Source organism: Fervidobacterium sp. (assembly GCF_059913585.1).
Genome location: NZ_DBOLZL010000009.1, coordinates 18,654 through 41,230, shown reverse-complemented (window position 1 = coordinate 41,230; position 22,577 = coordinate 18,654). Strand labels below are relative to the sequence as shown.

Sequence of the window (22,577 nt, the reverse complement as noted above, 5' to 3'; positions counted from 1 at the left end):
GAAAATTTACACTAAAGTAAAGATTTTTGTATTAACAAAACGAAAAAAGGTACTATAATTATAATACCAAAGTTTTGAGGTGATTGCAATGTGGAAAGTCAATGTGAAAGATTTAATAAAAGAACGCCGAAAAGTTGTTGAAGGGACATACGCTCCGGAATTCATTGAACTACACACTGGAACGTATAAGGTTTTGCATGGCGGATTCAAAGTAAAAATGGTCCTTACATATGCTGACAACAAGATATTACTTGGTGGCTATGCACGCGGGTATGTCGAAAGACCATGCGACAGATGTTTAAAACTTTCAGAAATGTACATTGACGGAATCATAGAAGCGGTGTATACTTTTGAGAAGAAACCACTTTCAAAAAATGAAGAACTGAAAGATTTGGCTAACGAAATATTGTTGACTGGTGATATAATTGACCTGGAAGAACGCATCGTAGAAGGGATAGTCAGTAGTGCGCCTGATGTTTTTGTTTGTAGTCCGGATTGCAAAGGTCTATGTCCATATTGTGGTGCGGATTTAAACGAAGAACCAAACCACACATGTAAGGCTATGGAGGAAGAACAGGTAGACCCAAGATTCGCAAAATTACTGAAAATAAAGCATACACAGGAGGGATAAGTATGGCTGTACCAAAGCAGAAACGTTCAAGAAGCAGAACACATCACAAAAGGGCAAAGATTTACAGAGCCTTCAGTGTCGCAGTAACAACTTGTCCAAATTGTGGAGCACCAAAACAACCACACAGAGTTTGCTTAAACTGCGGTTACTACGGAAAGAAGCAGGTGTTTGAGGTAGCGAAATGATACGAGTAGCATTGGATGTAATGGGTGGAGACAAAGCGCCGGAAGAAATAAAAGCCGGCGCTTTAATGTTTGCGGAAGAGATTAAAAGTTATAAGAAAAAAGTTCACCTAGTGCTTATTGGAACGGAAGATGCTGTATCTGACTTGAAAAATCATAAACTGGCGGATTATTTCACGTTGGAAATAGTCAAAGACTACTTACCAATGGACATAAAACCTACTGAAGCCCTACGAAGAAAAGAAAGTTCGATGTATGTTGGTGCTCAGTTACTAAAAGAACGCAAGGTGGACGCTTTTGTCAGTGCAGGAAACACAGGAGCATTGTTAGCTTGTGCAACCCTTGTTGTCGGGAGGATTGAAGGAATAGACCGCCCTGCGTTAGCTGTTCCTATTCCTTCTCTCAACGGGTTTACAGTCTTGATAGACGGTGGTGCAAATGCAGAAGTGCGCCCAGATTATTTGATTCAATTTGCAGCAATGGGTGTTGAATATGCAAGAATACTTGGCAAACATTCACCTAAAGTTGGACTGTTAAACGTTGGAACTGAAGAAAACAAGGGAACAGATATGCATAAATTGGCTTATCAAATGCTGAAAGAAAAATTAGGTCCTATGTTCCACGGAAATGTTGAGGGGAACGACATAAATCTTGGAACTGTTGATGTCGTAGTTACCGACGGTTTTACAGGAAACGTTGCGATGAAAACAATGGAGGGTGTTGCAAAACTAATCTCTCAAACAATAAAAGATGAGGCAAAGAAAAGCATAGATGGTATCATAGGTGCGCTTATTTTTTCCAGAGTACTGAAAAAGTTAAAAGAAAGGTTGGATCCTAGAACATACGGTGGGACGTTCTTCTTGGGAGTCAATGGGATAGTTGTAAAAGCTCACGGTAATTCTGATAGAGTCGCTATTAAGAATGCACTAAAAGTTGCAACTCAAGGTGTCGAAAAAGAATTAATTAAAAACTTGGAAGCTCAATTAGCGAGGTGGAAATAAGTTTATGTGTGGAATAGTTGGCATCATTGGACATGAATTCAAAGTGGCCGAACTCATAGAAGGTCTGAAAAAATTGGAATACAGGGGCTATGATTCCGCTGGTATAGCAGCGACGAACGGTAGTCAACTGATTGTTACAAAAAGTGTTGGTCGTGTTGACTCACTAAAACATGTCATTGAAGAAGAAAAAGTAATAAAAAGCGGTATAGCGCATACTCGATGGGCAACACATGGTGCGCCTAACGACACAAACGCGCACCCACACACGGATTGCAGTGGAAAAATTGCAGTTGTTCATAATGGAATCATTGAAAACTATCAAGAACTAAAAGCGGAACTTATAAAAAGGGGCCATAAATTTAAATCAGAAACTGACACAGAAGTCATCAGCCACTTAATTGAAGAGAACTTCAAAGGTAACTTATTCCAAGCAGTTTTGGACACTTTAAAAATCCTGAAAGGCGCCTTTGCAATTGCTGTTATCCATTCTGATATTCCAAACGTCATGGTTGGGGCAAGAAAAGGTAGTCCACTTGTAGTTGGTTGCAACGACAAATACTGTGTTTTGGCATCAGATGTCACACCAATAATCAAATACACACGCGATGTTATATTCCTCGAGGATGGAGACGTGGTCTACATCGAGGGTAATAAAATAAAAATCACTGACTTTTCAGGGAACACACTCATTAGAAAACATACACACATCACATGGGATGAATCGGCAGCGGAAAAGGGTGGATTCAAACATTTTATGTTAAAAGAAATCCACGAGATTCCAGAAGCTATAGAAAGTGCTCTTGTTGGAAGAATAGATTCTAACTACACTCCCAGCTTACATGAACTTGATGAATTCAACTTAGAAAGAGTAAAAAGGATACTTCTTGTTGCGTGTGGAACGAGCTATCACGCAGGTCTTGTTTTCAAATACTTTGCCGAAAAATACCTAGATGTTGACGTCCTTATAGATGTGGCTTCCGAATTCAGATACAGACCTATTAGAATCACTGAAGATACTATAACAATCGCCATTTCTCAATCAGGAGAAACAGCTGACACACTTGAGAGTGTTAGAGCTGTAAAAAAGGCCGGAGGAAAGGTTATCGCTATTTCAAATGTTGTAGGCTCGACAATTACAAGAGAAAGCGACGTAACCTTGTATATGAATGCAGGTCCGGAGATTGGAGTTGCAGCATCGAAAACTTACGTAAATCAGCTTGTATTACTTTATTTACTTGGTTTGTACATAATTAAAAAGCGAGGTCTTTGGAACCAGGAACACAGCGAAATCGTCAAACAAATTGTCGACTCACCAAAAACCCTTAAAGGAATAATCTCAAACAAAGAAATAGAAAATGTATCAGATAATTACAAAAATTACCATCACTTCATGTACATAGGCAGAGGCATAAATACCGCAACGGCACTTGAAGGTGCACTTAAACTAAAAGAAATTAGTTATATAAATGCGGTTGGTTATCCAGCTGGCGAGCTAAAACACGGACCGATTGCACTTTTGGACCCAAAATTCCCAGTCTTTGCCTTTGCGCCAAAAGACAGCCTCTATGAAAAGATGCGAAGTAATATCGAAGAAACAAGGGCAAGAAACGCAAAAATAATAGCAGTTGCAACTCAAGGAGACGAAGAAATAAAGAAAATTGCACATGATGTCATCTACGTCCCAGAAGCACATGAAGACCTCTATCCTTTGATTTTTGCACCTGTAATCCAACTGTTCGCTTACTACATTGCCGACAAACGCGGTTATGACCCAGATAAACCCAGGAATTTGGCAAAGAGCGTTACCGTAGAATAACACAGGTTCGTATTCTGACAAAGAAAAACATAACACCGTGGAAAAATTAAGAGGGGATGAAATTATTATGTCCCCTCTTTTTGTCAAAAAACATAAAGTTTATATACTCTTAACTTAATTTGCTTTGTAAAAAACACTTTTTGGTATATAATAAAAAAGAGCGTGCAGGTTAAAAAGGTTAATGCACGTTAAAACCGAACCGAAGAATATAACAGAGCACAGGGAGGTAAAGTATGGCACAAAAGTTTTGTTCATTTTGTGGACGAGCAGCGGATAAAGTAGAAAAGCTTATCGCAGGACCCGGAAACGTCTATATTTGTAGCGAGTGTGTCGAGTTATTCCACGATATCCTTCAGAGCGATAAGAAGATAAAACCAACAAGCTTTGGCTCAAGAGACAGAAAGGAACTACCAACCCCCTCACAGATAAAAAGCGAGCTCGACAAATACGTTATCGGTCAAGAGCGAGTTAAGAGAATACTCTCAGTAGCGGTTTATAACCACTACAAACGTGTGTTCTTTGGCAAAGATACGTCAGACGTAGAGATTGAGAAATCAAACATAATTCTTATCGGTCCAACAGGTAGTGGAAAAACACTTATGGCAAGAATTCTTGCAAAGATACTCGATGTGCCTTTTGCTATAGCCGATGCCACACCCCTTACAGAGGCAGGTTACGTTGGTGAGGATGTTGAAAACGTAGTTCTTAGATTACTTGAAGTCACGAATTTTGATGTTGAGCGTGCACAGTACGGTATCATATATATCGATGAAATCGACAAAATAGCAAGGAAGTCTCCGAATCCTTCGATAACAAGAGACGTAAGTGGTGAAGGTGTCCAGAAAGGATTGTTGAAAATCGTTGAAGGAACGATAGCTAACGTGCCACCACAGGGAGGAAGAAAGCACCCATACCAAGAATTTATCAAAGTGGATACGACAAACATCCTCTTCATCGTTGGTGGAGCATTCGATGGGCTAGATGAAATAATCAAAAGAAGGATAGAAGGTAGTGCGATTGGTTTCAACGCACCTGTGAAAAGTAAAGAGCAGATGAGACTTGGTGAAATCTTAAGACACGTCACCCCTGATGATTTGGTCCAGTACGGTCTAATGCCAGAGTTTGTTGGAAGATTCCCAGTAATCGGGACACTTGATGATTTGACCGTCGATGACTTAGTCAGGATACTCAAAGAACCGAAGAACGCAGTTCTCAAACAATACAAAAAACTCTTTGAGATAGACGGTGTTGAACTGGAAGTTGAGGAGAGTGCATTGTATGCCATAGCCAAAGAAGCTCTGAGACGTGGCACAGGAGCAAGGGCTCTCAAGAGTGTATTCGAAGAGGTTATGATAGATATCATGTTCGATATTCCTGATTTGAAAGCCGTTGAAAAGGTTGTCGTGACCGAAGAATGCGTCACTAAGCGCGAACGACCAAAGATATACATGAAAGAATCGGCTTAATCAACTTTCAACAAATACATGCTCAAGCTTAAACAAGACGAAGGTGTTGTAGATGATAGTACTTGGGATTGAGACAAGCTGTGACGAGACATCAATTGCTTTGGTTGAAGACAACAAAGTTATAGCAAATCTTGTTTATTCACAGATACTTACGCACAAAAAGTTTGGTGGAGTTGTGCCAGAAATAGCAGCGAGGGAGCATTTAAAAAAGCTCCCCGCTCTTTTTAATCAATTGTTATCTGAAACCCAGGTGGATATTTCGCAAATAGACGGTATCGCCGTCACAAAAGGACCGGGACTTATAGGTGCTTTACTTGTCGGTGTATCGTTCGCTAAGGGATTGGCACTGAGATACAATAAAAAACTTGTTGGGGTAAACCACATAGTTGGACATGTTTATGCAAATTATTTAGCATATTCTGAGCTAAAACCTCCATACATTGTTCTTATGGTTTCAGGTGGTCATACACTCATACTGAAAGTTGAAAATGACTCAAACATAAAACTCATTGGTAGAAGTGTTGATGATGCTGTTGGTGAAGCTTTCGACAAAATAGCAAGACTTTTAAATTTGGGTTATCCCGGTGGTCCCGAAATCGATAGAGCTGCGAAATTGGGGAATCCTAAGGCTTTCCACTTTCCAAGGCCAAAGATGTACGATGCAGACTACGATTTCAGTTTTTCTGGACTTAAGACCGCAGTGCTCTATGAGATTAAGAAACTCAAAGAAAGCGGTGTTTCTGAACTACCAATCAACGACCTTGCAGCAAGTGCCCAGGAAGCGATGATAGATGTGTTGCTTTACAAAGTAACAAAAGCGGCAAAGGACAACAATGTGGATAAAATAGTCTTGGCTGGTGGGGTTGCTGCAAACAGCAGGTTGAGGGAAAAATTAAACGAATATGCTTCTGAGATTGAGTTTTATATACCTCCTCTTGAATTTTGCTCAGACAACGCAGCCATGATAGCAAGGGCTGGGATGGAGCTGTTGAAAAAAGGTATCGACGATGGATTGATGCTTGAGCCCGTTCCAAATTTATTTGAGATGAATGAAATTATTGTCAGCTCTTAATCCTAAGTAGTGGTGATACGAGTGTGAATTATATCGTTGAAGTCGAAGCAGAAGTATTGAAAAGCATAATCAAGAAAGCAGACAAAGTTTGTGGCACGTTAGAACCATCGATGAGAAAGTTGGTATTTCTCTCAGAAGATGAGAGGTTGTATATTATTGCATCCGACGGTTGTCTCAACGGGTATTTTCCTGTTGTCCCATTCTATTCCAAGATAGCCTCTCCTTTTGAAATCCCTCTTGATGTTGTAAAACATTTTGTATCAGAGCTCAGCGGAAAAATCAGCTTGCATTTCCAAGATGGTGTGCTTAGTTTAAAATCTCAGAATGAAACGCTGAGACTTAGGATTGCACCGTTTCAAAAAGATAGAGAAGAGAAAGTCTTTGTCCCAAAACATACGGAAGGTGCTGTTTTTTCGAAAAGAAAACTTTTATCCGAGTTAGATTTTGCATCGTCGTTTCTTGAAGAAGGGAGCTATGTAGACCTATATTTTTCTCGAAACGCTCTCGAGGTTATATCGCAGCACTACGGACTTGTTGCCTACTCTCGCTTAGACGTTGAAAGGAATATGGAAAATCCTGAGTCGGTCTCTGAACTTAACATAGGCAGTTTTTCAATTCGTATACCATACGTATCCGCAAGGCATTTGATTAAAGTTCTTGAAATCGAAGAGACTAACCAAGTGCACTTCTCGTTCGACCCAATCAAGAACAAGGTAGTTATCTTCTCAGGTGATATGTTCACAATGTGTGCAGATATTCCTGAGGAAACACCTCACATGCTTAGAAACTTGTGCATAAGATTTGAACCAAAAATCAGAATCTTGTCTTCTTTACTCCAAAGATTGTTGAGAAGGTCGTTGATTGCAGGAAGGTTTTCGGATGTGGAAATATACTCAAGGCATGGGGAAATCGTCGTTGTTTCACAACACGGTTCAATTGCATACAGAGGTTCGATACCAATCGAAGGAGAAAGTGAAGAAATACGATTCTCTTTTCAAACCAAAGCATTCATGCTCAGAAGCGTATTGAATCGAATAGGAAGCCAATATGTGCTTATCGATAATGTAAATGAATATGTCCTTCTGGCTCCACCATCACTCTCCAGATTCCTGGTTGTTAGAAATCAGGGAATTTAATAACTGCAATGCTTCTAACCTTTTCTCTACGTTGTTTTCAGATTTAGTTTCTTGCGTGATTACCTTTCCTCCAAGACTTCTGTAAATCATATCGCTCAGTTCCTTTAAATCTGTCCTCGCCGCCTTTAACGCATACTGTTGCAAAAGCATCTCTCTGAACCATCTTTCACCAAAACTCTCCTGGATAAGCCCACTCTTCGGGACAGTGTTATACATCTTCTTGAAAACCTCGTATATATACCACGCTGCGAACTCCTCAGAAACCTTTCTGAGCTGTTTTTGATATTCTTCTGATTTCGTATCTACGCTGGGGTGCTTTTTTGGATTCAAAATCTTTCCGCTTTCAGGCTTTTGATTTTCAAAATTGATAATTTTACTCACGTTGTTGACTTTATTGAATTCTATAGCCATGTTCAACCCCTCTTGAATAAATTACATAATTCTCAGTTGTGCGTAAATCACACCAGCTTTGTGCAACTCTTGAATAATCGCAATAATATCCTGGGGTGTCGCGCCAACTGATTTTAAGGCCGTTATGAGATTACCAATCGTAGCTTGCTTATCGCCAATTTGCCCGTTAGATATAACAATAACGAAATTACCATACGAAAGCACAAAATCAGCAATCTTCACATCGCCACCAAACACCACGGTCCCAGTTCGTTCGTTTATTACCACCTGTGCTGGAGTATCTATAGGAACTTCAATCTCCTCAAGTAATGCCAGAAACGCTATCACATCGTCAACGAAAGCATTTGGAACAGTTACCCTTACACTCGCCCCATCGATAGCTTTTGCAATATTTGCTTTGAATGTAGTATTTATAGCAGTGGCTGTTCGTGCAGCTGTTGTGAAGTCAGGCCTATCTAACAATATCGTTATGGTATTTTCATCGACTATGTTCATAGGTATTTCCCTTTCAACAAGTGCGCCGTTTGGAATATAGCCAACTACTGTAAAGCGCTTTTGCAAGCTCGCAGAGCCTTTTGCATCCTCTCCACCGACAGATATCGGTCCTTGTGCAACCGCGTAGATATTACCATCGGCACCGTAAAGTGGAGTTTGTAAAAGAACACCGTTACGCAAACTCTTCGCATCGTTTATACTCGCCACAACGACATCCAGCCTCATCCCCGGCTTGTAAAACGGTGGTATATCGGCAATAACCATAACAAGTGCCGCGTTTCTACTCTTCAGGTCGTTGGGATTGACTGCTATTCCGAAATTCTTCATCATATTTACCAAAAGCGAAGAACTGAGTGACCCACTATCGCCCGTCCCATTCAAACCCACAACAAGCCCTATGCCAAACAACTGGTTATCCCTAGCACCACGAAACTTAGCAAAATCCTTGATTCTAACATTTGCTGAGAACAAAATTGTTGAAATTAAAACTAGGAAAAGCATAATGAATATTGTCTTTCTCACCATACTCATCATACTCATCATACCCCATGCCTCCATCAAGTCTCAGATAAACTGAATCTAAAATCTAAACAAGTTTGCAATTGCAGAAAGGAGTAGCCCTAGCCACGAACTCTGTTGTGGATCATCTTGAAAAACGATTTTGCCATTTTCCCAAATTTGTGCATTGATAAGGTCTGTTGAATTAACTATATTACCAGGCTTTATTGCATCAGGATGGACCCAACCAGTTATGATAATCTCCCTGAGGTCATTCCCAACTTTAATTTGTTTACGTCCTTCGAGGAATAACTTCCCCTGTTCATCGACCTGCTTTACAACAGCAGTCAGCTCCAAAACAGCGTTTGCCTGACTTTTGTTGTCACGCTTATCCGTTGCTGAACCATTCGTTGGTAGATACTTGCTTAAATCAAGCCCCACAAGTTTTGTCCCCGTATTTATCGCATTTAGAAACGCATTTGTCAAAGAATTGACTTGCGATGAAGTTGAAATCCTTGGCGATTCATAGACCACGATTGTAACGTAATCTCCAACCCTGGAAGGTTTGTATGTCCCTATAAGGTTTTTAAACTGGGGATTGGTCGAAGACGTGTAAAGAGAAGTTGCGTATAGACTGGATGCCAAGAAAAATATCGCAAAAAGTGATATTATTAAAATTTTATTTGAGATGCATATCCAGAACTTCTTCTGCATATCTACTTCACCTCCAACACAATTACAGTTCCATCTTGTTGAACAGTTCCTTTTATGATACTTCCATTATCTAGATTCTTCACAGATATGACATTCCCAACATAGCCGTGCTCCAACGCTTGGGCAAGAACAGAAACTGTGACACCTCCCACAATACTGTAAGCTTTTACAATCTGACCTTTTATAACAGTGGGAACATCTTTTGTATATCTCATATCAAGTATTTCACCCTTTATAAAGACCTTGTCTGCAAGCAAAGGCAAATCTTCTTCAAAAATAGGAACTTTGTTCAATGCCAGTACATTCTTTTCGTTATAAACCACATCTTTAACCCCAATTATTTCTCCCCTTTCTATCTTTCTACCTGCAACTGCAACTTTCCTTAAAAGAATCGCTTCATACATGAGAGAAACATATCCAACCGTTCGGTTACCTTTCCTCAGCGTAATTCTGACGAATGGAGAACTCTTATTCGACACTTGAACAGAAATAGAATAATTATCATGCTCTATGATTTGTCCAACTTGACTTTTCAACCTGAACTGCGTTCCTTCTGGATACCGTTTTGAAAGTTCACTCAGCACAATACTGTTTATATTATCGACAGTTAAAACCTCGCCGGTAGCACTTTGAAGGGCACTTTCCTGTGGTTTAGCTTCAATTACAATTGGAACGTTGTCTATTTGAGCTTCAACGTTACCAACACGCTTTTTGATTAAATTGACAAGATAACGCTTATTTAAAGAAAGCGAACTATTAACAGGCACATATGCAACGATTATCTTTTCAAGTACCTCTTTTGGAACATCGGTTTGAGAAGCTTCAACAAGCTCGAGCATAGTCACAGGTCCTCCGGAAGTTGTAACAGAGGATTTGAATGAGACGGAGTATGAATAACTTCTAGATACGATGAATAAGAAGAAAAATATTATCGCTATTAATAAATTTATACGAGTCACTACTTTATCACCTCAGTTACTTGACTTAAACTCTATTTATCATTCCATAATAAACTTTGAGGATCCTTAAATAAAAAAAGCGCACACTGAGTGCGCTTCTGCTGGTTTCACAGAGCAGCGTATCACACATCCAAATCAACTAAACTCAGCTGTCTTGCATGTCTCATAATGTATCCTCTGCGTTCTTCTGCATCTTTACCCATAAGAATTTCAAAGAGATTGTCCGCTTCTTCCGCATCTTCTATTGTTATTCGAATTATCTTTCTGGTCTTTGGATTCATAGTTGTCTCCCAAAGTTGTTCTGGGTTCATTTCTCCAAGACCTTTGTATCTTTGTATTTCATACCGTTTTCCGTTTATGCTCGCAAGCTTTGCCTTCAGTTCTTCATCGGAATACAGGTAGACAGGCTTTTCTCCACTGACTGTTAGTTTATAAAGTGGAGGCATTGCAACGTATATTCTTCCGTTTTCAAGTAAAGGTCTCATGTACCTATAAAAGAGTGCCAAAAGTAGTGTTCTAATATGTGCACCATCGACGTCAGCATCGGTCATTATTACTATCTTTCCATATCTCAACTTTGATTCGTCAAAATTATCTCCGGTCCCGGTTCCAATAGCTGTGATTATATCTCTAATTTGTTCATTTTTGAGAAGTTTTAGTGCATTGCTTTTCTCAACGTTAAGTATTTTTCCTCTCAATGGCAAGATTGCTTGGAAGTTCCTGTCTCTTGCCTGCTTAGCACTTCCACCTGCTGAGTCACCTTCAACAATGAAAAGTTCTGATTCTTCCAAGTTTTTGGTTATGCAGTCTGCAAGCTTTCCAGGCAATGTCGATGCACCAAGACTACTTTTTCTTTTTACAGCCTCTCTTGCACGTTTTGCAGCCTCTCTTGCCTCACGTGTTTGCTGTGCCTTTTGGATTATAACCTTCAAGACAGACTCGTTAACTTCAAAGTAATCTGTTAGCTTGTCCCTAACAACTTTTGCGACAGCATCTTGAACTTCTTCGTTACCAAGTTTGGATTTCGTCTGTCCTTCAAACTGAGGTGTTCCCATCATCAAGACAGCTATGACTGCCGTCATCCCTTCACGCAGGTCTTCACCTTTGAACGGTTCACCTTTTATCATATTTTTCTTCTTTCCAAGTTCGTTAACAACTCTTGTGAAAGCTGTTTTAAAACCTGTCACATGCGTGCCACCGTCGACGGTCTTTATGTTATTCACAAACGAGATAATCTCCTCAGTATCACCATCGGTATACTGAAAAGCTATTTGGACCTGAGTATCTTGGACACTGCCTTCTATGTAAACTACTTCGTGGAGCGTTTTTTCTCCTTTGTTTAAGTAGGATACAAATTCTTTCAATCCTCCTGAGTAATGAAGGGTTCTCTGGATATTGTTTCTCTCGTCAATAAATTCAATAGTGACATTTGGATTTAAAAATGCCAAGTCTCTAAGTCGTGTGAGTATCGTGTCTGAATCGAATTCAACGGTTGTGAATATAGTTTTATCCGGTTTGAATCGAACTATCGTTCCACGTTTCGTAGTTTCACCAATAACCTCTACTTCTGTTACTTTTTGACCTCGTGCGTAGCGTTGGCGGTAGATTTTACCATCTCTGTGAACTTCAACTTCCATCCATTCTGAAAGTGCGTTCACAACGGAAGCACCAACACCATGTAAACCTCCGCTAACTTTGTAGCTCTCTTTTGAGAATTTACCTCCAGCATGAAGAGTGGTCATTACGACTTCCAGTGCACTGGTTCCTGTTTCAGGATGTATATCAACAGGTATTCCTCGCCCGTTGTCTTCAACTTCAACAGAACCATCGGCCTTTATAGTCACTTTAATTTTGTCACAGTAACCTTGGATGGCTTCATCTATACTGTTATCAACAATTTCGTACACAAGATGGTGCAAACCTGTCTTCCCCGTAGACCCGATGTACATACCGGGTCTTTCGCGAACAGGCTCAAGACCTTTCAAAACCTTTATGTTTTGTGCAGTGTATTGATTTGTCATTTCTTCTTTGTTCACAACGTTATCCACAATTGCCACCTCCAATTTAAAAAACTCTTCTTAACCCCTACGTTCAACTTCAATCTTCAAATCTGAAATTGCCAGCCCTAAGTGCTGTTCTATCCTTTTTTTGACCTGACGTTTCATCTTCCTTAGTTCATTAACCCACATTATATCGTCACACACAACCGTTACTACCCCTGAATCGAAGTTTTTGAAAGCGCAGTGCTTTGAAATTGCACTGCCGAGTATCTGCGTAGTTCCATCCTCCAATAAAGACATGATAAGCAACTTTCTAAAGAATTCGTTGCTCTTTGCTAAATCTTCAAATACTCTTTTTAGAGTAAGCATTTTACATACTCCTCAAATTCTTTGGCTAGATTTTCAGAAAGGCTTGTACTAAGAGTTTTTAATGTGCCAATCTGATGAACTGGAACAATACCTCTGCTTGTGTGTGTTAAGAAGACTTCGTCAGCGTAGAATATTTCATATGGTTCGACGTATCTTTCTTCGACACTGTATCCTTTTTCTTTTAAAAATTTTAACACATACATACGTGTAATTCCGTCCAAAATACCAGAATCTAATGATGGGGTTACAATCTTATTGTTCTTCACTAAAAACACGTTACTAAATGTCCCTTCACAAAGTTGTCCTTTACTACCAAGTAAAAGCACATCGTAATTATCACCTTTTGTAAGTCTTGCAAGGTATATATCTGGTCTTCCTATAGATTTCAAATCTGGAGGAATGCTATTTGCATCCGCTCGTCGGACGGTTGTGAAATCTATCTTAACGTAATCAATTTCAAAATCTTCGGTAGATTCCTGAAGAACGTAACTAATCAATCTACCGTCGTATACGTATACTACTCTTATTCTTTCTGAAAGATTGTCGTATATTAGCTTTTCAAACTCCTTATAAGTAGGAGGTTCTATCCTTAAGTATCCCAATGATTTACAGAGTCTACGGTAGTGTTCACTAATCGCAAATGGTTTTCCATTGTAACTCCTAAGAGTTTCGTAAACAGCTATTCCCCTTGTTAATGCTTCAAGAATTTCACTCGTTTGATGCGTGCTTTTGAACAACCTTCGACACCACGCCTTCGTTTGTAACAGAACATATCTTTACTTTTGAGAATTCTCCTGTAACACCACAGTTACTTTCGTGGAGTAAGTAGTATTCATCATATCCATAAGCAATTCCATTCTGGACACCTTCGACCAATACGATGGTCGTCTTACCTACAAGCTTCTTTCTATACTCGTATGCAACATTATCTGCGTGCTTGATAAGAATCTCTGCACGCTCTTTCTTGATATTTCCTGGAATTTGGTTTTCAAAACGTGCAGCAGGTGTATTAGGTCTTTGCGAATACCTAAAGGTATGGACTTTGCTGAACTCTACAGTTTTAACAAAATCTAAAGTTTCTTTGAATTCCTCTTCTGTTTCTCCAGGAAAACCAACCATTATATCGGTTGTGATAGAGAACAATGGGTCAAATTCTCTGAGTTTGAGAACTCGAGAGATGAAATCATCCGCCGTATAGTTTCTACCCATCCTTCGCAACACACTTGTGCTTCCACTTTGAGCAGGGATATGCAAATGATTACAAATTCTCTCTTCTTGAGCAATAACTTCTATCAACTCATCTGTCAAATCCTCAGGATTTATCGAGCTCAACCTAATTCTGAAATCCCCTTCAAGCTTTGCAATCGTTCTGAGTAATTGTGCAAGATTTAAACCTAAATCTGCACCATATTTTCCTAAGTTTAAACCTGTTATCACTATTTCTCTGTGTTTTTTGCTAACAAGCTTTTCTATCTCTTTGACGACAACTTCCAACGGTTTGCTTCTAATCTTCGTGCCTCTCAGAGAACGTATAACGCAGTATGTACATCCATTGTTACAACCATCTTCAACTTTCACAAAAGCTCGGGAACGCTCAGTTACCGAGTTTTCAACAATTTCAAACGATATATCATCCTCTTCCCAGTAACGTGAGTTGAAATAACCGCCTACTTCGTTTATAAAGCTCAGTATACGCTTTTTTTCAAGGTTTCCTAACACTAAGTCTACACCCAGATTTTTGTATTCTTCAACTGTTCTGGGAACTTGAACATAGCAACCTGTGAGTATTATTTTAGCATCTGGATTGAGCTTTCTTAAATGCCTTACTGTTTGTCTAACTTTTCTCTCTGCTTCGCTTGTGACAGCGCAACTGTTGAGTATATAAACCTCTGCTCCCCTGTCTTCGCCATAAAGTACCACATAACCCGCGTTTTCAAGCATTTCTATCATTAATTCACTTTCGTATTGATTAATCTTGCAACCATGAGTAATTACCGAAACTCTCATCAGCGTTTCACCACTCCTGTCCAATCAAATGTTTTTACCTAACTTCCTCGGGTATCTCAGCATTAATAGCTCTCTGCAAAATTGCAACTCTTGTAACATAACCAAGCAGTACGTTGTTCGCATCAACAACAGGAATCATCTTATAGCCTTTCCTCATTATCATATCTGACACATAAAGCAACGTATCGCCAGGTTTGACGGTGAATACAGGCTTTGTTGCGTATTTACCAATGGGCTCCTTGGCTACCTTCTTCAAATTTTTTATGAATAAGTTCGTATCTGGCAAAAACGCTGCTGTTTGAAGTAAATTAAAATAGCTTGGCAAACACGCCTTGATTATATCATCTTCGCTTACAAATCCGACAACTTTCAAATCTGTGTCTACAACGCAAACACCTGATAGTCCAGTTTTGTTAAGTATTTCTATAACCTCTTCAACGGTGTCATTTTCGAAAACGAAAGTTAAATCGTAGGTCATGAAATCCTTAACCTTGAGATTCTGCATGTTATTCCACCCTCTCAGTTGTGATATGGGCTAGGAATTCTTCAATTTGACCTACTGATGGAGGTTCTTTACCCAAATAACTCGTCTTTGCAACGGCCGCCGCGTAACCATACCTTGCCATATCAAGACAACACTTGTTTTGAAGACGCGCATACACCATTGCAGCAACAAACGTGTCTCCGCTACCAAGTAGGTATGAGTGGTCTATCTGAATTTTTGGTGAGAACTTCCAAACACCGTCTTCGTTTGCAACAAAATCGTATATCGTTTTGTATGACAATATAACCAGTCTTGCTCCTTGTTTAACAAAGTCTTTCGCTGCCCTTACATACTCCTGCTCGGTGCTCAAAATATTTCCAAGCACTTTTTCACTTCTTCGCATGTCGTATTTCAGAACGTCTGGAAATGCAATTTTTATGGAATCGGCTATAATCTCATCGCGCGCTTCCCAAAAAACAAATTTATTGTATTTCTTTGCTATCTTCGTCAGCTCGCCGTAGATACTGTTTGGCACACCTCTTGGAATGCTCCCTGAAATCACAACTACCTTTACCTTCTGCACCAGCACTTCGTATCTTTTTATAAACTTTCTAACGTCTTCCTCACTTACAGTCGGACCTTCCGAGTTTATCTCTGTTAGTGTATGGTTTACTGTATCCTCGATAGCTATATTCTCACGAGTTTCGTCGTTTATCCTCAAAAAACTTGTGGTTATAAGCGTACTTTTCTTCCGTAACTCAGAAAGTAATACATTACCAACATAGCCACCGAGAAAACCTGTTGCAATAGAACTAACACCGTAATGAGACAAGATAACAGCAACATTAACTCCCTTTCCACCAGGGCTCATTGTATTTTTTTCATTCGGAACAATATTCAATTTGTCAATTTTAAAATTGTCAATAACAAATTCACGATCCAAAGCTGGATTAAGACATACAGCCAAAACTTCCATAATTCATACCCCCAATACATACTCTTTGGGATCCCCGTAGAACTTTACCTGTCCGCTTTTCATCACAATGAGCACATCACCTAAACCTATAAATCTTTTCAGTGTTCTTGTCGCCAATATTATAAGCTTGTATTCGGAAAGTCCTTTAAGCATTCTTGTAACTGATTCTACATGCTCGTCATCAAGATGGTCGAGCAAACAATCGAGTATAAGTATTGAAGATTGTCTAAGAGAGGAAACAAAAAGAAGCAGTCCAATTTTTTCCAGCACATACAAAGAAGAAATTGGTGTTTTTTCGAATTTATAAAGAGCCTTTAACACTCCAAAATTATCAAGCTCTCTAGCGTGGTCTTCTATTTTGAATTTATAACTCGAACCAAAAACTAGTCTAATGAGTTCTTTGAAGTTGAGATAATCAAGCGATTCGAGAAAGTTTGTATCCAAGTAAGTAACTATCTGCCTAACTTCTTTTTCATCCATTTGAAAGATGCTTCGGTCATCAAAATATACGTTCCCTGCGTATTCTATATTTGGGTAAACTTCTTGGTTCAGCAGGGCAAAGCTCCTGAGGAACGCGGACTTACCGGAACCCCTGGGACCATACAAAACTGCAAGTTGACCGACATTGAGAGATACATTCACATTTTCAAATAGCACACTGTCTTCTACTTTCGCACCAAATTTTTCACAGGTTACATTTGTTATCTTACTTTGAGTCTTTCTTTTTCTCATCCTTCTTCACCGTGTCCTTTAATCTTTCCTCCAGTTCTGATTTTGCTTTTTCATCACCCAAGTTGGCAAGCTTTATCAGTTCGTATTGAGAAAGGGTTTTTTCTTTCTTCAACTTGACGACCTTTTGCACTTTACCAGCTCCTTTTGATTAGTTCTTCTTTTTTTGTATTATACCATAAAACCCAGGTTCTTGCACCGACCGACAGATTAACATTCTTAGGCTCAGGTTAAGAAAGGTGAACAAAAAGTAAAAAATGGGCTACGCAAACTGTAGCCCATTTTAATACTGTCTTTTTTCGTTACGTTTTGCTTTTTGCCCATTCGTGTTGTTTTATGCTTGCTGTTTAATAAACTCTCCCAATCTCCTCATGCCCTCTTCTATCTTTTCAACTGATGTAGCAAAACTGATTCTCACAAAACCTGGCATTTCAAACGCACTACCTGGAACTGTTGCAACTAATTTTTCTGAAAGTAGCCGCTTACAAAATTCTTCATCGCTACCATCAACTTTGAAGAAAAGGTAAAACGCACCTTTTGGCTCAACAAATTCTAATCCGTAGTCTTTTGCAAATTTCAATACAACCGCTCTTCGCTTTTTGAATTCTTCAATCATGGGGGCATTATCCGTGTTACATGCCTCTATTGCCGCGTATTGAGCTGGGGTATTTATATTCGAACTAACATGACCCTGGATTTTGGAAATCCTCTTTTTTATCTCTTTGTTCTTAGTTGCCGTGTAACCTACACGCCAACCTGTCATCGCGTGGGATTTACTGAATGCGTTGACGTATATAAGTAGTTCATCCTTTACAAGCCCATACATAGAAATGTGTTTTCCTTCGTAAACAAGGTCATCGTATACTTCATCACTAATAACAAATATATTTCTCTCATTCGCTATCGTTGCAATGAGTTCGAGCGTTTCCTTATCATAAATGCCACCCGTTGGATTGTTTGGTGAATTCACGAGTATGGCTTTGGTCCTCCCCGTTACGTGTGAGATAATTTCCTCCTTTGTAGGGATAAAACCGTTTTCGAATCTCGTTCTAACAATCACTGGTTTACCTCTTGCTATCAACACTTGCGGAACGTAGCTAACCCATAATGGAGCGAACATCAAAACTTCATCGTTCTCTTCAAGTATTGCAGAAAAAGCGTTGAAGAGTGCCTGCTTGCCTCCGTTGCTAACAACAATTTCATCGGGAGAGTATGATACACCCTTCTTTTCTTTCAAGTATTTCGATATTGCTTCGCGTAGCTGAGGTATACCGTTACTGTCTGTGTACTTTGTGAACCCTTTTTGCAAAGCTTCAATAGCTTTATCAACTATATTTTTCGGTGTTGGAAAATCTGGCTCTCCAACGGTAAAGTTAATTACGTCTTTGCCTTCGGATAAGAGTTTTTTTGCTAGTGCATCAATCTCCAGTGTTTTTGACGGTGCTATACATTCTGTAGGATGCATTTAATAACACCACCTAATTTGCACGTTTTGTGTGTTTTGATGTTTGACTTACTCTCTTACTTTTTGTATCTGAATATTGGGAATTTCGTTGCCGAGACATCATCTAACCTTTTAACAGGGGTTGTGTATGGAGCCTTTTTAACAAGTTCTGGATTGCTGTGAGCTTCTTCGTAAATTTTTTCCATGATTTCCACAAACCTGTCAAGAGTCATTTTGCTTTCGGTTTCCGTTGGTTCTATCATCATCGCTTCGTGAACGATAAGTGGGAAGTAAATAGTAGGCGCGTGCATTCCGTAATCAAGTATTCTCTTTGCAATATCTAATGTCTTCACACCTGTTTTCCTTGCGAATTCCTCGTTGTCGATTACAAATTCGTGCATGCAAATTCCATCGTATGCAACTTTGTAAAGCCTTGAAAGCTTCTTCCTTAAATAATTTGCGTTTAGAACAGCCATTTCACTTACGTGTTTTAGTCCTTTGTTTCCCATCGTAAGGATATACGTGTATGCTTTAACCATTACTAAGAAATTACCGTAGAAGCTACGCACCATACCTATGGATTTTGGTAAATTGTAGTCCAAATCATATCCATTTTCCGTCTTTCTCACAACGGGCACGGGTAAGTAAGGTGCTAAATGTTTTTTAACACCTATTGGACCACTTCCAGGTCCACCCATGCCATGTGGTGTGCTGAACGTTTTGTGGAGATTTAGATGAACAATATCGAATCCCATATCTCCAGGGCGGGTTCTACCCATAATTGCATTCAGGTTTGCTCCATCGTAGTAAAGTAGTGCACCAGCTTCGTGTGCCATCCTTGCTATTTCAAGTATGTCTTTTTCAAAAAGACCCAATGTATTCGGGTTTGTAAGCATTATTACAGCAACGCTGTCGTCCAAGTGTGCTTTCAACTCATCGAGGTTTACACATCCATCTTCGCCAGATTTTAATTCAATAACCTCGAATCCTGCCATTGCAGCAGATGCAGGATTCGTTCCGTGCGCACTATCTGGAACAAGCACTTTTCTTCTCTTTTCAAGCTCGCCTTTATCTTCAAAATAAGCCCTCGCAACCAAAAGCCCTGTCAGTTCTCCATGTGCACCTGCTGCTGGTTGGAGTGTCATATCATCGGTTCCTGTTATCTCACAAAGCAGTTCCTTTAGATGTCCCATGAGCTTTATCGCACCGGTAATTGTTTCCCTTGGTTGGAACGGATGGAGGTTTGTAAAGAGTGCTGCCATGTCTTCGTTTATCTTTGGATTGTACTTCATTGTACAAGAACCAAGAGGATAGAAACCTCTATCAACAGAATAATTCTTAAGTGCAAGGTCTGTGTAGTGCCTTACAACATCCACTTCGGATACTTCAGGAAGCATTGGAGGTTTTTTCCTCAGTAAGTGTTCTGGGATTTCACATTTAACTTCTTCGATATCGTAAACAGGTAATTCGTAACCTTTTCTCCCTGGAACGGATTTTTCAAATATTGTCATTTTGACATCACCTCAACAAGTTTCATCATGGATGTCCTGGTGTTAACTTCCGTTGCACACACAAGCGCGCTCGGTCCAAGTGATTTGTATACCCTGTCTATTGGTATCGGACCGAGTATACCTTCCTTAACCATAGCATGCCACTTTTCCCTATAATTCTCTGGTACCTTAATCACAAATTCGTTGAAGAATTCACCTTTGAAAATCCTCTGGAATCCTTTTTCTTCGAGCATCTTGGCAAGAACGTGCGCGTTGTTGTAAGACCTCCAAGCAACTTCCTTTAGCCCTTGTGGTCCCATCGTGGAAAGATAAATTGCGTTAATTAAAGCTATATATGCCTGGTTGGAGCAGATGTTAGATGTGGCTTTTTCTCTTCTGATATGCTGTTCTCTTGTTTGAAGTATCATTACATAACCTTTCTTACCCTCTATATCTTTTGTTTCTCCAATAAGCCTTCCAGGCATCTTCCTTACGTGTTTTTCAAGTGTTGTGAAAAAGCCTATGCCTGGTCCTCCAAGGTTTGGAGTAACACCAAGCGCTTGCCCTTCACCAACAACGATATCAGCTCCAAACTTCCCTGGTGCTTCCAGCAACGCTAAGGATACCGGTTCCGCCACAACTATGAACACAACATTCTGAGGCACAAGCTCCCTGATAGTTTTTAAGTCTTCAATAACTCCAAAGAAATTTGGATACGCAACTGCTACCGCTGCAACGTCCTCGGAAAGCAAATTCTTCAAGTTGTTAATATCTACTTTTCCAGTCTCATCGTATTTAATTTCCAAAATTTCAATCCCCTGAGGTTTGGTGTAAGTCTTGGCAACCGTTCTGTATTCGGGGTTTATTGACTGTGCAACAAGCATTTTGGTTTTTCCAGTTATTCTTGTTGCCATCAACAAGCTTTCTGCAAAGGCACTCGCACCATCGTACATGGAGGAGTTCGCCACTTCCATGCCTGTTAATTCACACATCATGGTTTGGTATTCAAATAACATTTGGAGGGTGCCTTGAGAGACTTCTGCCTGGTAAGGAGTGTAAGCGGTAACGAAGTTAGGATTTGAAGCCAAGTGTTTAACGACCGTAGGAATGTAGTGGTAATACACACCTGCGCCTAAGAAGACGTTCTCAGGGTCAAACGATACATTCTCTTTAGCCAAGCTTTCGACTATTTTCCTTACTGTAAATTCATCCCTACCTTCGGGTATGTTGTAACCATCTATTGTTTTGGGCACATCGACGAACAAATCATCGATACTGTTAACACCTATTTCTTGGAGCATTTGTTTGATTTCTTCCTCAGTGTGCGGTATGTACCTGTGCACGTAACTCACTCCCTTCTAACTTCCTGCTCGATTTCAAATTGTTTACTTTCGTGACCTTACACTACCACGATAGAATGGAGTTTTAACAACCGTTCCGTCTACATATTTGTCTCTTATTAACACCTGAACAATATCTCCAAGTTTGATATTCGCATCTACAAGAGCAAAGGCTATTGGCTTGTTCAACGTTGGGGAGAACGTTCCGCTTGTTATGTAACCTACTTTTTGCCCATCTTTGTAAACTTCCATGCCATGTCTTGGGACAAGCTTTGATTCGAACGTCAACCCTCTGAGTCTTCTTTTTAGTCCTTCCTCTTTTTGTTTGAGTAACGCTTCCTTGCCGTGGAAATCACCTTTTTCAAACTTTACTGCCCAGGAAATTCCCGCCTCGAGTGGTGTTACTGTTTCATCCATATCGTTTCCATACAACAAAAGCCCTGCTTCAAGTCTAAGAACATCTCTTGCACCCAACCCAGCTGGTTTTATACCAGTCTCAAGTAATTTGCGCCAAACAAAGGGTGTCTCGTTGGCAGGTAGGTAGAGCTCAAAACCATCTTCGCCTGTGTAACCAGTTCGTGAAATAATACCTTTCACTCCAAATATTTCACCTTCTGCGAAGGAATAAAATCCTATATCTTCGAGATTAAGATTTGTATGTGGTTGGAGTTGTTCTTGGGCTTTTGGACCTTGAACGGCAATCAGACCTGTCTCGTCCGATATATCTTTAAGGGTAACGTTGAATTTCTGTGCCAGGTTCGATAAGTGATTGAAATCTTTCGTTATATTCGCTGCGTTCACTACGAACATAACCTTATCAGGTGCAATTTTGTACACAAGTAAATCATCTACGAATCCACCCTCTTCATTACACATTGCTGTATAGATGACGTCTCCAAATCCAATCGAACCAAAATCGTTAGTTACTACATAATTTGCAAAGTTTATAGCATCTGGTCCTTCACACAAAAATTCTCCCATGTGAGAAACATCAAACATTCCAACTTCTTTTCTTACCATGTTTACCTCAGCAACAATTCCCTCGTATTGCAATGGCATGTAATAGCCTGCAAATTCTACCATCTTTGCTCCTAACTTTACGTGGTCTTCATACAACGGTGTGTATTTCACCTTAGTTCCCTCCTTTTGAAGTAAATTACAGGCTTCATCGTAATACTCCTCAGGCACTAATACCTCGCATTGAGCACTACTTCCAAAAATCGGATGAACAAACACGTCCGTCTTTTGAATAATCACCGGGATACCATATGCCTCTAAAAACTTCTCAACAAGTTTTGCTTCTATTTCGCCTATTGTACTTTTGATTATCTTCCACATGACTGACACCATCTCCAGA

The 22,577-nt window shown here is 39.8% G+C and carries 23 protein-coding genes; 7 read left to right on the top strand and 16 right to left on the bottom strand.

The window, feature by feature from the left end; translation table 11 throughout:
- Positions 1–88 precede the first annotated feature (88 nt).
- The 7 genes from AC3M61_RS01955 to AC3M61_RS01925 all read left to right on the top strand — a co-directional run bounded on the left by AC3M61_RS01955 (position 89) and on the right by AC3M61_RS01925 (position 7,304).
- On the top strand, positions 89–631 hold the full coding sequence (locus AC3M61_RS01955) for a YceD family protein (protein WP_500779263.1): 543 nt from the start codon (positions 89–91) through the stop codon (positions 629–631).
- A 2-nt stretch (positions 632–633) separates the two neighbouring features.
- A complete protein-coding gene (gene rpmF / locus AC3M61_RS01950; RefSeq protein ID WP_014451598.1) occupies positions 634–816 on the top strand; it encodes a 50S ribosomal protein L32 in 183 nt (60 codons plus the stop codon).
- On the top strand, positions 813–1,814 hold the full coding sequence (plsX, locus tag AC3M61_RS01945; RefSeq protein ID WP_500779262.1) for a phosphate acyltransferase PlsX: 1,002 nt from the start codon (positions 813–815) through the stop codon (positions 1,812–1,814). The genes rpmF and plsX overlap by 4 nt, the downstream gene beginning before the upstream one ends.
- A 4-nt stretch (positions 1,815–1,818) precedes the next feature.
- Positions 1,819–3,630: a glutamine--fructose-6-phosphate transaminase (isomerizing) gene (gene glmS / locus AC3M61_RS01940; protein WP_500779261.1), complete on the top strand. Its 1,812-nt coding sequence runs from the start codon at positions 1,819–1,821 to the stop codon at positions 3,628–3,630.
- Between the two features lie 233 nt (positions 3,631–3,863).
- Positions 3,864–5,096 (top strand): ATP-dependent Clp protease ATP-binding subunit ClpX, encoded by a 1,233-nt coding sequence (clpX, locus tag AC3M61_RS01935; protein WP_500779260.1) that lies wholly within the window; start codon positions 3,864–3,866, stop codon positions 5,094–5,096.
- A gap of 52 nt (positions 5,097–5,148) precedes the next feature.
- Positions 5,149–6,168: a tRNA (adenosine(37)-N6)-threonylcarbamoyltransferase complex transferase subunit TsaD gene (gene tsaD, locus AC3M61_RS01930; RefSeq protein WP_500779259.1), complete on the top strand. Its 1,020-nt coding sequence runs from the start codon at positions 5,149–5,151 to the stop codon at positions 6,166–6,168.
- A 23-nt stretch (positions 6,169–6,191) separates the two neighbouring features.
- Positions 6,192–7,304: a hypothetical protein gene (locus AC3M61_RS01925; protein WP_500779258.1), complete on the top strand. Its 1,113-nt coding sequence runs from the start codon at positions 6,192–6,194 to the stop codon at positions 7,302–7,304.
- Here the strand turns inward: AC3M61_RS01925 and AC3M61_RS01920 are convergent.
- The 16 genes from AC3M61_RS01920 to gcvT form a co-directional block, all read right to left on the bottom strand.
- On the bottom strand, positions 7,263–7,715 hold the full coding sequence (locus AC3M61_RS01920; protein WP_500779257.1) for a rod-binding protein: 453 nt from the start codon (positions 7,713–7,715) through the stop codon (positions 7,263–7,265). The genes AC3M61_RS01925 and AC3M61_RS01920 overlap by 42 nt on opposite strands.
- Before the next feature lie 21 nt (positions 7,716–7,736).
- Entirely contained in the window at positions 7,737–8,732 is a 996-nt protein-coding gene (locus AC3M61_RS01915) for a flagellar basal body P-ring protein FlgI (RefSeq protein ID WP_500779293.1), read from the bottom strand.
- Between the two features lie 57 nt (positions 8,733–8,789).
- Positions 8,790–9,422, bottom strand: coding sequence for a flagellar basal body L-ring protein FlgH (locus AC3M61_RS01910; protein ID WP_500779256.1), 633 nt, complete (start codon positions 9,420–9,422; stop codon positions 8,790–8,792).
- 2 nt (positions 9,423–9,424) lie between these two features.
- A complete protein-coding gene (flgA, locus tag AC3M61_RS01905; protein WP_500779255.1) occupies positions 9,425–10,381 on the bottom strand; it encodes a flagellar basal body P-ring formation chaperone FlgA in 957 nt (318 codons plus the stop codon).
- A gap of 122 nt (positions 10,382–10,503) precedes the next feature.
- Positions 10,504–12,402 (bottom strand): DNA topoisomerase (ATP-hydrolyzing) subunit B, encoded by a 1,899-nt coding sequence (gene gyrB / locus AC3M61_RS01900; RefSeq protein WP_500779292.1) that lies wholly within the window; start codon positions 12,400–12,402, stop codon positions 10,504–10,506.
- 57 nt (positions 12,403–12,459) lie between these two features.
- On the bottom strand, positions 12,460–12,750 hold the full coding sequence (locus AC3M61_RS01895) for a DciA family protein (protein WP_500779254.1): 291 nt from the start codon (positions 12,748–12,750) through the stop codon (positions 12,460–12,462).
- Positions 12,738–13,487, bottom strand: coding sequence for an aminotransferase class IV (locus tag AC3M61_RS01890; protein WP_500779253.1), 750 nt, complete (start codon positions 13,485–13,487; stop codon positions 12,738–12,740). Before AC3M61_RS01890 ends, AC3M61_RS01895 begins: the two co-directional genes overlap by 13 nt.
- Positions 13,459–14,760 carry a tRNA (N(6)-L-threonylcarbamoyladenosine(37)-C(2))-methylthiotransferase MtaB gene (gene mtaB / locus AC3M61_RS01885; protein ID WP_500779291.1) on the bottom strand — a complete coding sequence of 434 codons (1,302 nt, stop codon included), beginning with the start codon at positions 14,758–14,760 and terminating at the stop codon, positions 13,459–13,461. Before mtaB ends, AC3M61_RS01890 begins: the two co-directional genes overlap by 29 nt.
- Positions 14,761–14,791: 31 nt before the next feature.
- A complete protein-coding gene (locus tag AC3M61_RS01880; protein ID WP_500779252.1) occupies positions 14,792–15,262 on the bottom strand; it encodes a CBS domain-containing protein in 471 nt (156 codons plus the stop codon).
- Position 15,263: 1 nt separating this feature from the next.
- The gene (locus AC3M61_RS01875) at positions 15,264–16,217 is read right to left on the bottom strand and encodes a 1-phosphofructokinase family hexose kinase (RefSeq protein ID WP_500779251.1); all 954 of its coding nucleotides are present in this window, start codon (positions 16,215–16,217) and stop codon (positions 15,264–15,266) included.
- Between the two features lie 3 nt (positions 16,218–16,220).
- Positions 16,221–16,949 (bottom strand): ATP-binding cassette domain-containing protein, encoded by a 729-nt coding sequence (locus AC3M61_RS01870; RefSeq protein ID WP_500779250.1) that lies wholly within the window; start codon positions 16,947–16,949, stop codon positions 16,221–16,223.
- Positions 16,924–17,079, bottom strand: coding sequence for a hypothetical protein (locus AC3M61_RS01865; protein WP_500779249.1), 156 nt, complete (start codon positions 17,077–17,079; stop codon positions 16,924–16,926). The genes AC3M61_RS01870 and AC3M61_RS01865 overlap by 26 nt, the downstream gene beginning before the upstream one ends.
- A gap of 201 nt (positions 17,080–17,280) precedes the next feature.
- Positions 17,281–18,411, bottom strand: coding sequence for an aspartate aminotransferase (gene aspC / locus AC3M61_RS01860; RefSeq protein WP_500779248.1), 1,131 nt, complete (start codon positions 18,409–18,411; stop codon positions 17,281–17,283).
- Positions 18,412–18,467: 56 nt separating this feature from the next.
- A complete protein-coding gene (gene gcvPB / locus AC3M61_RS01855; protein WP_500779247.1) occupies positions 18,468–19,901 on the bottom strand; it encodes an aminomethyl-transferring glycine dehydrogenase subunit GcvPB in 1,434 nt (477 codons plus the stop codon).
- The gene (gene gcvPA / locus AC3M61_RS01850) at positions 19,898–21,223 is read right to left on the bottom strand and encodes an aminomethyl-transferring glycine dehydrogenase subunit GcvPA (RefSeq protein WP_500779246.1); all 1,326 of its coding nucleotides are present in this window, start codon (positions 21,221–21,223) and stop codon (positions 19,898–19,900) included. The genes gcvPB and gcvPA overlap by 4 nt, the downstream gene beginning before the upstream one ends.
- A gap of 42 nt (positions 21,224–21,265) precedes the next feature.
- The gene (gcvT, locus tag AC3M61_RS01845; RefSeq protein WP_500779245.1) at positions 21,266–22,558 is read right to left on the bottom strand and encodes a glycine cleavage system aminomethyltransferase GcvT; all 1,293 of its coding nucleotides are present in this window, start codon (positions 22,556–22,558) and stop codon (positions 21,266–21,268) included.
- Positions 22,559–22,577: the final 19 nt, after the last annotated feature.

What these genes read in the sequence shown, in the direction of transcription:
- rpmF (WP_014451598.1), top strand. Translation starts at nt 634, where the DNA reads ATGGCTGTACCAAAGCAGAAACGTTCAAGAAGCAGAACACATCACAAA.
- gcvPB (WP_500779247.1), bottom strand. Translation starts at nt 19,901, where the DNA reads ATGACAATATTTGAAAAATCCGTTCCAGGGAGAAAAGGTTACGAATTA.
- clpX (WP_500779260.1), top strand. Translation starts at nt 3,864, where the DNA reads ATGGCACAAAAGTTTTGTTCATTTTGTGGACGAGCAGCGGATAAAGTA.
- AC3M61_RS01870 (WP_500779250.1), bottom strand. Translation starts at nt 16,949, where the DNA reads ATGAGAAAAAGAAAGACTCAAAGTAAGATAACAAATGTAACCTGTGAA.
- AC3M61_RS01895 (WP_500779254.1), bottom strand. Translation starts at nt 12,750, where the DNA reads ATGCTTACTCTAAAAAGAGTATTTGAAGATTTAGCAAAGAGCAACGAA.
- AC3M61_RS01875 (WP_500779251.1), bottom strand. Translation starts at nt 16,217, where the DNA reads ATGGAAGTTTTGGCTGTATGTCTTAATCCAGCTTTGGATCGTGAATTT.
- plsX (WP_500779262.1), top strand. Translation starts at nt 813, where the DNA reads ATGATACGAGTAGCATTGGATGTAATGGGTGGAGACAAAGCGCCGGAA.
- AC3M61_RS01920 (WP_500779257.1), bottom strand. Translation starts at nt 7,715, where the DNA reads ATGGCTATAGAATTCAATAAAGTCAACAACGTGAGTAAAATTATCAAT.
- aspC (WP_500779248.1), bottom strand. Translation starts at nt 18,411, where the DNA reads ATGCATCCTACAGAATGTATAGCACCGTCAAAAACACTGGAGATTGAT.
- tsaD (WP_500779259.1), top strand. Translation starts at nt 5,149, where the DNA reads ATGATAGTACTTGGGATTGAGACAAGCTGTGACGAGACATCAATTGCT.
- AC3M61_RS01955 (WP_500779263.1), top strand. Translation starts at nt 89, where the DNA reads ATGTGGAAAGTCAATGTGAAAGATTTAATAAAAGAACGCCGAAAAGTT.
- glmS (WP_500779261.1), top strand. Translation starts at nt 1,819, where the DNA reads ATGTGTGGAATAGTTGGCATCATTGGACATGAATTCAAAGTGGCCGAA.
- gyrB (WP_500779292.1), bottom strand. Translation starts at nt 12,402, where the DNA reads ATGACAAATCAATACACTGCACAAAACATAAAGGTTTTGAAAGGTCTT.
- AC3M61_RS01880 (WP_500779252.1), bottom strand. Translation starts at nt 15,262, where the DNA reads ATGCAGAATCTCAAGGTTAAGGATTTCATGACCTACGATTTAACTTTC.
- AC3M61_RS01910 (WP_500779256.1), bottom strand. Translation starts at nt 9,422, where the DNA reads ATGCAGAAGAAGTTCTGGATATGCATCTCAAATAAAATTTTAATAATA.
- gcvT (WP_500779245.1), bottom strand. Translation starts at nt 22,558, where the DNA reads ATGTGGAAGATAATCAAAAGTACAATAGGCGAAATAGAAGCAAAACTT.